The sequence below is a fragment of the Sorangium sp. So ce406 genome, assembly GCF_051474675.1.
Classification (GTDB): domain Bacteria; phylum Myxococcota_A; class Polyangia; order Polyangiales; family Polyangiaceae; genus Sorangium; species Sorangium cellulosum_G.
On the sequence record NZ_CP150340.1, the window covers coordinates 11,154,541 to 11,167,879 of the forward strand.

Below are 13,339 nucleotides of genomic sequence, written 5' to 3' on the forward strand. Positions count from 1 at the left end.
GGAGCATGCTCCGGGGTCGCCGAGGAAGGTCGATCCCCGGAGCATGCTCCGGGGTCGCCAAGGACGATCGATGGCCGCGAAGCGCACAGCCAAAGCACGGGCGCCGAAGGAGCCGAAGGCCGCGCCTGCCCCCCGGGCGCGGCGGAAGAAGGCCGCGCCGGCCGCTGGCACGCGCGGCCTCGCCGCCGTCGAGCTCGCCGCCGGCGCGCCCCCGCGGGAGGTCGCCGCCCTCGGCGACGCGATCCAGAGCGACGGCGGCAGCGTGCTCGCGATCTACCGCGAGCCGGTCGGCGGCGCGTGGGCGATCCTCGCCGGCCTGCCGCTCGACCGGGTGGAGCCCACGCCGTTCCAGCGCGACCTCTCGGAGGCGCACGTCGCGCGCCTCGGCGAGGTCATCGACAAGCTCGACTGCTTCCTCGACCCCATCATCGCGGTGCGGGCCCCGCTCTCGTCCGGGCCGGGCCGGGCCCCGCCGGCCGCGCCCGGCGAGGGCCGGTACTGGACGCCGAACGGCAACCACCGGCGCGCCGCGCTCACGCGCCTCGGCGCGAAGAGCGCCGTCGCGCTCGTGCTGCCGGACGAGCGGATCGCCTACCGCATCCTCGCCCTCAACACCGAGAAGGCGCACAACGTCCGCGAGAAGGCGCTCGAGGTGACGCGGATGGCGCGCTCCCTCGCGGAGCTCGATCCGCGGCCGGAGCAGGAGTTCCGCCTCGAGTTCGAGGAGCCGAGCCTGCTCACGCTCGGCCTCTGCTACGAGCGGCGCCCGCGCTTCTCGGGCGGCGCCTACCAGTCGGTCCTCCGGCACATCGATCGCTTCCTCGACGAGCCGCTCCCGGAGGCGCTCGAGACCCGCAGCGCGCGCGCCGACCTCCTGCTCGCGCTCGACGACGCTGTCGCGCAGGCCGTCGACGGCCTCCGGGCGCGCGGCTTCGAGAGCCCCTACCTGAAGGCGTTCGTCGTCGCCCGCATCAACCCGCTCCGCTTCCAGCGATCTCCGGACGCGCCGTTCGAGCCCACGCTCAACAAGATGCTGGCCGCCGCCCAGCGCTTCGACCCGGCCGCGGTCCGCCCCGACCAGGTCGCGCGCGCCGCCGGGCCGCCCGAGGAGCCCGCCGGGTGATCCCGCGCGCGCCCCGCCTCCCCGCGCCCCCGCGGCCGGCCCAGGCCCCGCGCGCCGGACCGCCGCCCGCGCGCCCCGCCGCGGATCCCGCCGCTGCGCCGCCGACCCACCCCGGCGATCCCCGCGTCATCTACGCCTACGCCGCGCACGTCGTCGGCCAGTCGCTCGCGTGGGAGGGGAACTACAAGGCGGCGGCCGCCTCGCTGCGCGACGTCCCGCGGGACTGGATACCTCCGCAGGTGCGGCTGCTCCTCCTGAGCAACCTCGCCCAGTGGCAGCTCTGCGCCGGCGACATCGACGCGGCCCGGCGGCTCCTCGACGACCTGGACGAGGGTCGCGCGCCGCCGTCGGTGCGGCCGCTCGTGCGCGGGGCGCGCGCCGCGGTGCTCGTGCGCGCGGGCGACCCCGAGGGGGCGCTCTCCCTTGTCGGCCGCCGCGACGGCGAGCGCGACGAGCCGCCCGAGGTGCGCCAGCGCTACCGCATCACCCGGGCGCACGCGCTCGCCGCGCAGGGCGACCTCGCCGCCGCGCGCGCGGAGCTCCGCCGGGTGGTCGACGATGTCGGCGTCGACGAGCTCTGCCGCTGGATCCCCGCCGGCGGGCCGGCGCGCGCCACCATGATCGAGCTCATCGACGAGGGGTGATCGACTCGCGCCTTCCGCGCTGTCCACGGCTGCCGCCGGTCTTCCGGTTCGCCGCTCTATTGACGCTCAGCAGCTCTCCAGACAGGCACTGAGCTCCGCGCTGCGCGCACTCACGTCCTCGTCGCCGAGGCAGGCGCGCCGCCCGTGCGCGACAGCGCTCCGGCCCAGCGCTCGAATCGAGCGTGAACGGTGCCCACATGCTCCCTGTCAATCATCATTTCCCTGATCTGGCATCTGGGATCCTCCTGACTCCCGTTCGGGGCGGTTCGGGCCAACGGACCGCACCCGGCGTGCGCCTGCTGGGATTCCGGTGGACGGTGGGGAGCGCAACGTTGCGGGCGGGCGGCGTCTGTTCGACAAAGGATGCTGTACGCAAAGTGCAACGGGCCAGGTAGGCTTTTCGCGTCGGCCGGGGGAGAACGCATGCCAACCTGCACGGGTGGCCAATGAGCGCGGGGGCGCCACGGAGGGTTATCGGCGAGTGCTGTACCGATCTGGCCAGGCCCACGCGCCCCCTCAGGGCGGCAGTCCTCGCTCACCGGAGCCCGCGCGGGGGGCTCCCGTGAACCGTCCATCAGACACCGCGCCTCCGCGCATCCTGGTCGTGGACGACAGCCCCACGTACCTGCACCAGGTCGCGGCGGCCATGCGCGAGGAGGGCTACGTCCCGGTGCTCGCCCATTCCGGGGAAGAGGCGCTCGCGCGGCTCACGTCGGCGCGCGTCGACGGCATCGTGCTCGACATGGTGATGCCGGGCCTCTCGGGTCCGGCCACGTGTCTCCGCATCAAGGCCAACGCCGCGTGGCGTCCGATCCCGCTCCTGATGCTCACCGGCCGCGACGACCACAAGGCGATCCTCGACGCCCTCTCGGCCGGCGCCGACGACTTCGTCACGAAGTCGGGCGAGTTCACGGTGCTCAAGGCCCGCGTGCGCGCCCAGCTCCGCCGCAAGCACTACGAAGACGAGAACCGCAGGATGCGCGAGCTCCTCCTGCGCCGGGAGATGGAGGCGGCCGAGGCGCGCGCCGATCGGCGCCTCAAGCAGAGCGAGGAGCGGTTCCGCCTGCTCGTGGAGGGCGTCCAGGACTACGCCATCTTCATGCTCGACCCCGCGGGCCGCATCGCGAGCTGGAACCCGGGCGCCGAGCGCATCAACGGGTACCGCGCCGACGAGATCATCGGCCGCCACTGCTCGGTCCTCTACCCGTCGGAGGACGTCGAGCTCGGCAGGCCCGGCGCGGAGCTCGACGCCACGGTGGAGACCGGCCGCTCCGTTCAGGAGGGCTACCGCGTCCGCAAGGACGGCATGCGCTACTGGGCCAACGAGGTCATCAGCGTCCTCTTCGACGAGGCCGGGCGCCTGCGCGGCTTCGCGAAGGTCACCCGGGACGCCACCGAGCGCCGCCGGGTCCACGAGGCGCAGCGCATCCTCGTCTCGGCCGGGCAGATCCTCGGCGAGTCGCTCGACTTCGAGGAGACGCTGCGCCGCGTGGTCCGCGTCGCGCTCCCTGATTTCGCGTCGATCTGCGTGCTGCTCCTCCAGGACGAGTCCGGCGCGATCGAGCGGCAGGTGACCGCCCACGCGGACCCGTCCATGGCGGCGGCGACCGAGCTCCTCGGCAAGATCACGGCCGACTCGGCCGCGCGCGGCATCGGCAAGGTCCTCCGCACGGCGCAGCCGGAGCTCATCCCGAGGGTGACCGACTCGTTCGTCCGGGCGATCTCCTTCGATCAGGCGCACTACGAGGCGCTGCGCTCGCTCTCCCTGGCCTCGCACCTCACCGTCCCGCTGACCGCGCGCGGCCGGACGCTGGGCACGCTCTCGTTCGCGTCCACGCACCGGCGCTACGACGCCGTCGATCTCGACCTCGCGCAGGATCTCGCGCGGCGCGCGGCGCTGGCCGTCGACAACGCCCGTCTTTACCGGGAGGCGCAGCTCGCGGTGCGCGCGCGCGACGACTTCCTCACGATCGCCTCGCACGAGCTCCGCACGCCGCTCACGCCCATGCAGCTCCAGGTCGACGGCCTCCTGCGCGCCGGAAAGCGCGGCGGCCTCACCCCCGAGCGCGCGACGCCGCGGCTGGAGATGATCAAGCGCCAGGTCGAGCGGCTCGCCCGGCTCATCACGAACCTGCTCGACATCTCGCGCATCTCCGCGGGGCGCCTGCAGCTCGAGCTCGAGGACGTCGACCTCGCGGCCACGCTGAACGAGGTGCTGGAGCGCTTCCGCGAGGAGCTCGCCGCCGCGGGCTGCCCGGTCAACCTGTCGATCCCCGCGTCGCTCCACGGCCGGTGGGATCGCCTCCGGCTCGACCAGATCGTCACGAACCTCCTCTCGAACGCGATCAAGTACGGCGCCGGCAAGCCGATCGACGTCGAGCTCGCCGACCTCGGGGACCGCGCCCGCCTGACCGTGCGCGATCGCGGCATCGGCATCGCCCCGGACCAGCAGGCCCGCATCTTCGAGCGCTTTGAGCGCGCCGTCTCCAGCGAGAACTACAGCGGCTTCGGCATGGGCCTGTGGATCGTGCGGCAGATCGCCGACGCGCTCGGGGCGACGATCCAGGTCGAGAGCCGCCCCGGCGAGGGCGCGGCCTTCACCGTCGACCTGCCGAAGCAGCCTGGCTGACGGAGGCTACAGCGCCCGCCGCACCCTGCGGCGCTGCTCGATCATGTGCTGCGTGATCTGCTGCCTGCCCTCGGCGCGCTCCACCAGGGTCCACACGTTGTCGCCGCGCTCCCGGCCCGCGCAGTCGAGGAGCGCGTCGGCCGCCTGCTCGGCGGGGATGAGCCCGTCGTGCCGGCCCGGGAGCTCCACCACGGCGACGCGCGTGCAGAGCCCGCCCATGGTCGCGAGCATCCGGCGCACGACCTCGCGGAAGACCGCCTCGTCGAACGCGTCGCGCCGGCCGGCGCCGAACAGGACGAGCTTGTCGAACGCCATGCGCGGCTTGCACGGGATCATGACGACCTCGCCGAGCTCGCAGGTGATCAGGCCCTGCCGCCGGAGGTCCGAGATCCGGCCGCCGAGGCGCCAGTCGCAGAGGCCGGCCACGCCGTGGGCGGGCAGCGCGTCGCTGAAGGGGGCGCACGCGAGCACCTCGGAGTCGAGCTCGTCGAGGCTCTGCAGGTCGGGGGAGATGAACCGGAGCTCCACGGGGTCAGACGCTGATCGCCCCCTTGCGGAAGTCGCTCTTCGCGATCTTCACGTTGACGCACGCGGGCCTCCCGCACCGGAACGCCTCGTCCAGCGCGGGCCCGAGCTCCTCCAGCCGCTCCACGCAGGCCCCGAAGCCGCCGAGCGCCTCGACCACGCGGTCGTACCGGGTGAAGTCGAGCGACGTCGCGGGCGCGCGGCCCTCGCCGTAGAGCTCCACCTGCCCCCGCCGGATCTGCGTCCACGCCGCGTCGTTCCCGATCACGCTCACGACGGGGATGCCCTGCCGCGCCATCGCCTCGAACTCGAGCGCGTGGAACCCGAACGAGCCGTCTCCGTACACGAGCACCACGTTGGCCTCGGGCCGCGCGAGCTTGGCCGCCATCGCGTAGCCCGGCCCGACCCCGAGTGTCCCGAGCGGGCCCGGGTCCATCCAGAGCTGCGGCCACTCGAGCTTCAGCACGTTCGCGGCCGTGGCCACGAAGTCCCCGCCGTCGCCGATCACGATGTCGTCCTTGCCGAGCCGCTTGCCGATCTCCGCGCAGACGCGCAGCGGGTTCGGCGGATCGCTGTCGCTCTCGATCTCGGCGAGCATCTTCGCGCGCGACCGCTCCTCGGCCTCGCGCACGGCCGCGAGCCACGCGTCGGTCGCCTTGCCGGGCACCTCCGCGAGCAGCTGCTCCAGCGCCACGCCGCTGTCCGCGTGGATCCCGAGGTCGACGCGGCGGTTTCTGCCGAGCTCGCCGCCGTCGAGATCGATCTGGACGACCTTCGCGGCCGGGCTGATCGCGCGGCCGTACTCGAGGCGGAAGTCGAAGGGCGTCCCGAGCACGACGCAGAGGTCGGCCTGCGACAGCGCGAAGCGGCGCGAGCGGCTCATCAGCCCCGGGTGCGCGTGGGGCAGCGCGCCGCGGGCCATGCCGTTCAGGTAGAAGGGCGCCTTCACCGCGTCGGCGAAGCGGCGCAGCGCGTCCCGCCGCGGCGACCAGCGGAGCTGGCTGCCGACGATGAACATCGGCCGCTCCGCTTCCCGCAGCATCGCCGCCGCGCGCGCGATGTCGGCCGGGTCTCCCCCGGGCCGGGGCGGGGCCATGGGCGCGGTGGCCGGCGCGTCGTCGCCCGCGTAGCCCATCAGCAGGTCGAGCGGCATCTCGAGGAACACCGGGCCCGGCACGTTCGCCTGGGCGACGCGGAAGGCCGAGTCCACGTACTCCTGGATGCGATCGGTCGACGGGACGGCGGCGCTCCACTTCGAGATGGGCCGCATCAGCTCGACGTGGTTCATGTCCTGGAGCGAGCCCATGTCGGCGAGGGCCCGCGGCCCGGCGCCGCCGATCACCACCATCGGGATCCCGGCGCGCTGCGCGTTGGCGACCGCGGTCACCACGTCGGTGACACCCGGCCCCGCGGTGACGGCGCACACCCCCGGCCTTCCGGTCACCCGCGCGTACCCGTCGGCGGCGTGTCCGGCTGTCTGCTCGTGTCGCACGTCGACGACGCGGATGCCGTCGTCCAGGCACCCGTCGTAGATCGCCTGGATGTGCCCGCCGCAGAGGGTGAAGAGGTGCGTCACCCCGTGTCTCGCGAGGGCCTTCGAGACGAGCCTGCCGCCGTGCACCTGCGCCATGGGGCCGGCATATACCACGAGCGCCCCAGCGTCCTCCCGGCGAGCGGCCCGTCCGCGAGCCGCCGCGCCCGGGCGGAGGCAAGCCGCCTTACCCACCCCGCGCCCTCGGCTCCCGGTGACGGCCTCCCCGGTCGACCCCCCGGACGTCGCGCGGGCCACGACGCGCCACGGCGCCACCGCCGCAGCGACGCCTGGCTGGCGGGCACCATCACCGTCGCAGGAGAGATGACGGTGAGTTGAAGAGAAAGTTTAGTGTCCTTCCTAACCAACACGTCACGTGAGAGCTCTTTAATCTGGAGGGGCAGGATCTTCGGGGTCAGCGCACCCGCCGACCGCGCGCCGCCTCGCTGGGCTTGAACCACGCTATCGCAGGAAGAGGTCGCCTATGCCGCGCCCGAGGGGGATACCTCCCTTCGTCCGGGCAGCACTGTAAAATTCCAGCTACACTACAGGATGGACGTCTCCCTGCCGGCGAGATCGTCCCATCGGCGGCCGGCGCCTTTCGCATCTTCCCCCGGCTCGCCCTGTTCTCACCGGGCGAACACATGATATAGTTGGCTCCTTATTGCGGCTGCCAGCTCGACACCGCCATCTCTCTCGGCCTCTCCCGGTGCCCCTGCCCTGCAGCCGCCGGTCTGGGAGACGGCTTCGATCCCGGCACGAGGCGGCGAGCCCGCCGGGGACCGGTATCGCGGCGGTCCGCGAGGCGCGCAACCTGCCGGAAACATCCGGGAGGGGGACGAGGTGGTCGCGCGCATGAGCATCTGTGAGGCACATGACCCGCTCACCACCACCGATGAGATCTCCGTGCGCAGGGTGGTTGGTGAGAAACAGCATCTCCTGCGCGCTGCCCGGGCGGTCGCGACCTCCGGGCGCTCGGCGCGGGAGGGTCGCTGTGACCGGAGGGAGGCTCCGGAACGCGGCGGCGTGACCGCCGCGCCCCCGCTCGTCGCGATGACACACGATCTCCTTTCCGTGTGCGCGCCAACTCCCTTGCGGTACGCCAGCGTCGACGGGCTGGAGATGCCATCGCGCCGCCGCGGCGTTCTCGCCGGGTTCATGCGTGAAATGGAGCCATCGTGTGTGACGCTCTCGTCGACGCCGGCCTCACACCCTACGTCCCGACCGTCGGTCCCTCGCGCGCGGCGCGCCTCCGTGCGCGCGTACCGGACGCCGGATCTCCGCGAGACGCTGACCTCACCGGGCAGGGCTGGTCTCCGTCCATGGCAAATCATTTCATCGAGGCGCGATCCGTCACGGTCCTACGCGCCCCTGCTGCGCCGAGGAGGCCTTGTTTCTCGGAGAATTTGCGCGCTGCCCCTCGTGGGCTGTAGTGCGCTGGTTCCCCTCCTCGCAGCGTTGATTTCAAACATCCTGTGTTCACAGAACGTTGCCCAATACACCAAACCAACGCGTGACTGCTTACATGAGCTGGCGAGCTTGTTGTTTTCTATTTCGGGAAAGCTCTGTATCGGTTATGCGGAATAAGAGGACGCGCAATCGCGCTTCGCTGGAGTAGCATCTTTCTATGTCGGAGCCGCCTAGTAGCAGTAGCAGTCAGTTGATCCGGATTCCCATCGTGCTGGCGCTCGACTGCAGCCCCAGTTTTCTGGCTCGTTGCCGCAGGGTTGCAGCGCGGGCACGCTTCCTTGTCCGCTCCTGCGAGGCGGCCTCGGCGTGGGCGGTGGCTGTTCGCCTCCGCCCGCTGGCGATCGTCTTGCCGAGCCACCTGCACGACCGCGCGCCGCGGACATTCGAGCTCCTCGCGGAGGACGCGGGCGCACGCCTCGTCGTCGTGGAGTCCGAGCAGCTGCCTGCTGGCGAGCTCGAAGGGCACATCACCCACGCGATCGGCGAGGCGAGCCGCGCCCGGGGCGCCTAGCGCCGCTCGGGCCAGCCGCCGCGGCGGACCGCAGCGGGCTCGGCGGCAGGCTCGGTCGCGGCGGGCGAGCCCGCTGCAGACGCGAGCGCCGTCGGGCTCACCCGCGCTGAACCGGCCGCCGGGGCCTCAGTCGACGTGGATACCCGCGCTGAACCGGAAGCCCCAGGTGTGGTCGAGCGGCGGGCCGAGCTCCTCGTCGAAGGGCAGCAGCAGCCCCGTCCGGATGAACGTGAGCCTGCGCTCCATCGTGAGGAACGGCTCGAGGGCGAGGACGTAGACGTTGCGCGCGACGGCGTGCCGGACGTCGACGTTGTCGAACGTGGGCAGCGCCATGCCCTGCACGCGCAGGCCGCCGCCGATCCCGTGGCCGAGCTGGAGCTCGACGGCGTGCTGGATTGCGACCTCGTACTCCTCGTTGCGGCCGAGCGGGATGTAGAGCGCGGGCTCGAGCTGGGCGCGCGCGATCACCGGGCCGAAATGGGCCTCGGCCCCGAGACGCGCGTGGATCGGCAGGATGCTCGGGAAGAACTCGTGGAGGTCCCAGTAGGCCCGGCTCGCGCCGACCGGCTCGTAGCTGGCGTGGTCGTGGGTCTGCCCGGAGAGCGTCGCCAGCCCGACGGCGCCGCCCACCGTGAGCCAGAGCCTCTGGCCGGCGCGGACGATGTGGTGGGCGCCGAGCGTGACGTTGCCGAGCACGGCGTCGGTGCCCTCGTCGATCGCGAGCCCGAACGGGACGCGGACGTCGAGGAAGGTGTGCCCGGAGAACGGCATGCGGGCGAAGAGGGCGATCGCGAGCCCGGAGACGTCGCTGTCGCCGCCGGTGAACGACGACGTCTCCACGCCGATCGCGCCGCGCCGGCCGAGCGGGATGTTCGCCCGGTTGAGCGTCCCCTCGCCCGGCGCGGGCACGGGCGGCGGCGGGGGCCCGAGCGCGTCGTCCGGGAGGGCCACCCAGGGATCGGACGCGGGGCGCCCACGGCCTGCGTCGGACGCGCCCCGCGATGCAGCAGGGGGCGGGGGACCGGCGGGCGGCGCGGCCTCGGCGGACGGCGCGGCGGCGTCAGCAGGCCGTGCGCCCTCGGCAGGCGACGCGGCCCCGGCAGGCGGTGCGCCCTCGGCAGGCAACGCGGCCCCGGCAGGCGGCGCTCCTGCCGGCCCGGGCGGCGCTCCGGCCGGCGGCGGTCCTCCTGGCCCGTACGGCGCTCCTGGCGCGGGCGCGCCCGCGTCCGGCGGGACGGGGGGCGCGATCGCCGGCGGCTGCGGCGCGCCGGGCGCCGGAGCCGTCGCCGCCGGAGCAGGGGGGGCGGGCGGCGTTCCTGCCGACGAGGACGCGGCGGGAGCAGGGCTCGCCGCCGGGCGAGGCGTCACGGGCTGCGCGACGGACGGCGACGCGGCGAGGGTCGATGCGGCCAGGCAGGCAAGCGAGGACAAGACCAGGATTCGACGTGGCATCGGGTCTCCTTGGGACGCGCATCCTATCTGCTCGGGAGGCGCGCGCGCTCTGCTCCCGCCCGGCTGGCCGCTCGTCGAGCCGCCTGCTCCCGCGGGCGCTGGCCGCGCGGCGCGATCGGCGCCCGCGAGCGACGCGTCGCGCGGAGGCGGTCAGCCCGGCAGGCCCCGCCGCGCGCGGCGCCAAGGCGCTACAGCAGCGCCGCGAGCGCCGCCGCGAGCCGCTCGTAGTCCGACCGCTCGTTGTAGATCTGGCCCGAGATCCGGAGCCACCGCCGGGGCGACGCGGGCCACGCGAACACCGGCACCTCGATGCCCCAGCGCTCGAGGAGCGCGTCCTGGAGCGGATCGAGGCGCGGCGGCGACGACGGCGCGTCGGGGAGCGGCACCGTCGCGAGCGCGCCGATCATCGCGTCGGGGGCCGGCGGCCGGCAGCCGAGCGCCTCGCACAGGAGGTCGCGCGCGGCCAGCGCCGTCGCCCGGTTGTGCGCCCGGAGCGCGGGCCAGCCGCCGGGCAGGAGCGCGCCGAGGAAGCGAAGCGCGTCCGCGACGCAGAGGGCCGCGCTGGGATCGGACGTGCCCGTCCAGTCGAACTCGAGCAGGAAGCGCGACCGGTCGGCGCGCGGCGAGTTGGCGCCGTGGCTGATGACGAGCGGGCGGATCGCGCCCTGCCTGTCCCGCCGCACGTGGAGGAACCCCGCGCCCTTCGGCGCGCACAGCCACTTGTGGCAGTTGCCTGTGTAATAGGCGGCCCCGAGGGCGCGGAGGTCGAGCGGCACCATGCCGGGCGCGTGCGCCCCGTCGACGAGCAGGTCGACGCCGCGCCCCGCGAGCTCGGCGGCCAGCGCGGCGACGGGGAACACGAGCCCTGTCGTGCTGGTCACGTGATCGACGAGGACGAGCCGCGTCCGGGGCCCGACGGCCGCGAGCACCGCCTCGATCACCTGCTCGGGCGCCTCGATGGGGAACGGCACCGCCGCGACAACGACCCGCGCCCCGGCGCGGGCCGCGGCGGCCTCGGCCGCGTTGCGGCAGGCGTTGTACCCGTGATCGGTGACGCAGATCTCGTCGTCCGCCCCGAGCGGGAGCGACCGCAGCACCGTGTTCACCCCGGCGGTCGCGTTTCCCACGAACACGAGGTCCTCCGGGTCGGCGCCCACGAAGGAGGCGAGCTCCCCCCGGGCCGCGTCGAGCAGCGGCTCGAGCTCGCGGAGGAAGAAGCGGACCGGCTGGCGCTCCACCTGGTCGCGGTAGCGCTGCTGCGCCTCGAGCACCGCGCGCGGGCAGGCGCCGAACGAGCCGTGGTTCAGGAAGGTGACCGCCGGGTCGAGCGGCCAGAGCGCGCGCGCGGCGCCGGCGCGCGGGTCGGGGAAGGCGTTCGGGCTCATGGTGGGGGTCGGGAGGCGGGCGTGGCAGGCGTGGCGAGATGTCGGAGCGACCGGAGCAATGTCGCGCGGGGCCCGCTCCGTGTCGAGGGACACCCGAGCGGCACCAATGTTGATCCACGTTGGACATGTCAGTCCACGTTGATTCATTGATCAACCATGGCCAGGTTGCTCGAGCTCCAGAGGGTCGGGTCAACCTGTCCATGATGGACGCCTCGTCGGTCCATCATGGACTGGCAGATGCGCTGTCGGTGCTTGGCCGGAGCAGATGCGCTGTCGGCGCTTGCCGGGGCAGATGCGTTATCGGCGCTTGCCGGAGCAGATGCGCTGTCGGCGCTTCGCGGATCAGCTCAACGACCCGACCAGACCGGAGAAGCGCTGTTCATCTGGAGCGCCTCCATGCGCCGCGCCGCGGGCGGGGCCGCCGCGGCGGCGCGCGCCGTCTTCCGCGCGCTCGCCACGGCCGCGGCCGCGTGGGCGGCGCGCTCCTTCTCCGGGGCCGACAGGGCGCGCGCCGCCTGCTGCCGCAGCCGCTCCTCGGCCGCGGCGAGCTTCGCCTCGGCCGCGCCGAAGTTGCCCGAGTTCACGTCCTGGGCGGCGTCGAGCTGCGCCATGCCCGTCTCGATCACGGCCGCGAGGGTCTGGGTCTTCTCGTTCGGGTGCGCGGCGACCACGGCCGGGTCGCTCGTCACATCGTAGCGAGCCACCACCTCCTGCACGCGGGGGACGTTGCCGTTCTCGGGGTCGCGGAAGTGGAGCCGCACGCTCGCGAGCGGGTGCGAGCCGGCGGCCGGCGCGGTGACGCGCGCCCGCACGAGCATCTCGCGGCGCTGCCCGCCGAACATCGTGCCGAGGAGCACCCGGATCGCGTCGCCGGACCTGTCGATGCGCTCGTTGGGCACGTCGATCAGCTCCACGCCGGGCGCCGGGACGATCTCGACGAACGCCCCCGTCGCCGCCGTCGTCTGGAGCAGGGCGAGCTCGCGCTCGAGCACGGAGGACATCTGGCGCGCCTCGGTGAGGTGGTACAGCCGGCCGCTGGAGCCGACGGCGAGCGCGTTGAGCGTGCGCTCGTCGTAGTCGGCCCCGACCCCGAGCGAGGTGATCTGCATCCCGCGGGCAGCGCCGCGCTGGGCGAGCGCGCCGAGGACGTCCGGCGAGGAGGGCCCGACGTTCGCCTGGCCGTCCGAGATGAGCACCACGCGCCGGACCGCGTGCGTGGACGGCGCCATCACCGCGTGCCTCTCCGCGAGCCGGAGGCCGTCGAAGAGGTTGGTGCTGCCGTCGGGGGCGATCGCGGCGATGGCGCGCGCCACCGCCGGCCGCGTGGCGGGGCCGAGCACGGTGGGCGCCACGCGCTCCTGCGCCGCGTCGGCGAACGACGCGAGCGACACCACGTCGCCGTCCGGCAGCCCGTCGACGAACGCCTGCGCCGCCGCGCGGGCGTGCTCCATCTTCGCGCCCTGCATCGAGCCGGAGGCGTCCACGAGGAGCGCGACCGCGGCCGGCGCCCGCGTCGACGACGCGCGGGCCGCCGGGACGTCGACCCACACGCCGAGCTGCGTCTCGCGCGTCCCCGGCAGCATGAAGTCGCTCGCGCCCGCGGCGCCGATCCAGACGCCCCGATCCGCGCCGGCCGCCGCCGCGCGCCCTTCCAGCGCCCCGGCGCCCGGCGCCGCCGGCGCGGCCGCGGCGCCCGTGCCCGGCGGCGCCGCCGCGCCCGCCGCGCAGCCCAGCGCCGCCCATCCCATCAGCAATCCAGCGAGCATCGTCCGCATCGAGGAGCTCCTTCCGCCGCGAGCCATGACGCGGCCACCGGAGGACCTCGCGTCCTCCGCCGCATTCTCTCGGCCCCCGCAGCGCGCGGCTTCTACGGACCGGTCTGGAAAAAGATCTGACGGCGCCCTCGCCCCGCCGCCGGCCCTCGCCCGGCGGCGCGCCACCGCCTCACGTCCAGAGCCCCCTCCGAGCACACGTCCGTGGGTCGTCCCTGCCTGACTCCAGGGCACAACTCGCGATCTCGCAAGAACGGCGACTCCCCACGTCCCTCCGTCCGTGGTCCAGGTCTTGCG

At 73.9% G+C, this 13,339-nt stretch carries 9 protein-coding genes; 4 read left to right on the forward strand and 5 right to left on the reverse strand.

Annotated features, from left to right (window positions below):
- Positions 1 to 70 precede the first annotated feature (70 nt).
- From WME96_RS41985 to WME96_RS41995, 3 genes are all read left to right on the forward strand, one after another.
- Positions 71 to 1,123, forward strand: a complete 1,053-nt coding sequence (locus WME96_RS41985) for a chromosome partitioning protein ParB (RefSeq protein ID WP_437287142.1) — start codon at positions 71 to 73, stop codon at positions 1,121 to 1,123.
- Positions 1,120 to 1,767: a hypothetical protein gene (locus tag WME96_RS41990; protein ID WP_437287143.1), complete on the forward strand. Its 648-nt coding sequence runs from the start codon at positions 1,120 to 1,122 to the stop codon at positions 1,765 to 1,767. The genes WME96_RS41985 and WME96_RS41990 overlap by 4 nt, the downstream gene beginning before the upstream one ends.
- A 562-nt stretch (positions 1,768 to 2,329) precedes the next feature.
- Positions 2,330 to 4,396, forward strand: a complete 2,067-nt coding sequence (locus WME96_RS41995) for an ATP-binding protein (RefSeq protein WP_437287144.1) — start codon at positions 2,330 to 2,332, stop codon at positions 4,394 to 4,396.
- A gap of 6 nt (positions 4,397 to 4,402) precedes the next feature.
- Here the strand turns inward: WME96_RS41995 and WME96_RS42000 are convergent, their stop codons facing one another.
- Together WME96_RS42000 and WME96_RS42005 are read right to left on the reverse strand one after the other, a co-directional pair.
- Positions 4,403 to 4,924 (reverse strand): M17 family peptidase N-terminal domain-containing protein, encoded by a 522-nt coding sequence (locus WME96_RS42000; protein ID WP_433930924.1) that lies wholly within the window; start codon positions 4,922 to 4,924, stop codon positions 4,403 to 4,405.
- Positions 4,925 to 4,928: 4 nt separating this feature from the next.
- On the reverse strand, positions 4,929 to 6,551 hold the full coding sequence (locus WME96_RS42005; protein ID WP_437287145.1) for a thiamine pyrophosphate-binding protein: 1,623 nt from the start codon (positions 6,549 to 6,551) through the stop codon (positions 4,929 to 4,931).
- A 1,684-nt stretch (positions 6,552 to 8,235) separates the two neighbouring features.
- Here WME96_RS42005 and WME96_RS42010 point away from each other — a divergent pair.
- Positions 8,236 to 8,433 (forward strand): hypothetical protein, encoded by a 198-nt coding sequence (locus tag WME96_RS42010; RefSeq protein WP_233562150.1) that lies wholly within the window; start codon positions 8,236 to 8,238, stop codon positions 8,431 to 8,433.
- Positions 8,434 to 8,559: 126 nt separating this feature from the next.
- Here the strand turns inward: WME96_RS42010 and WME96_RS42015 are convergent, their stop codons facing one another.
- From WME96_RS42015 to WME96_RS42025, 3 genes are all read right to left on the reverse strand, one after another.
- On the reverse strand, positions 8,560 to 9,384 hold the full coding sequence (locus tag WME96_RS42015; RefSeq protein ID WP_437287146.1) for a hypothetical protein: 825 nt from the start codon (positions 9,382 to 9,384) through the stop codon (positions 8,560 to 8,562).
- A gap of 689 nt (positions 9,385 to 10,073) precedes the next feature.
- On the reverse strand, positions 10,074 to 11,270 hold the full coding sequence (locus WME96_RS42020) for an aminotransferase class V-fold PLP-dependent enzyme (protein WP_437287147.1): 1,197 nt from the start codon (positions 11,268 to 11,270) through the stop codon (positions 10,074 to 10,076).
- A gap of 347 nt (positions 11,271 to 11,617) precedes the next feature.
- The gene (locus WME96_RS42025) at positions 11,618 to 13,045 is read right to left on the reverse strand and encodes a vWA domain-containing protein (protein WP_437287148.1); all 1,428 of its coding nucleotides are present in this window, start codon (positions 13,043 to 13,045) and stop codon (positions 11,618 to 11,620) included.
- Between the last annotated feature and the right edge of the window lie 294 nt (positions 13,046 to 13,339).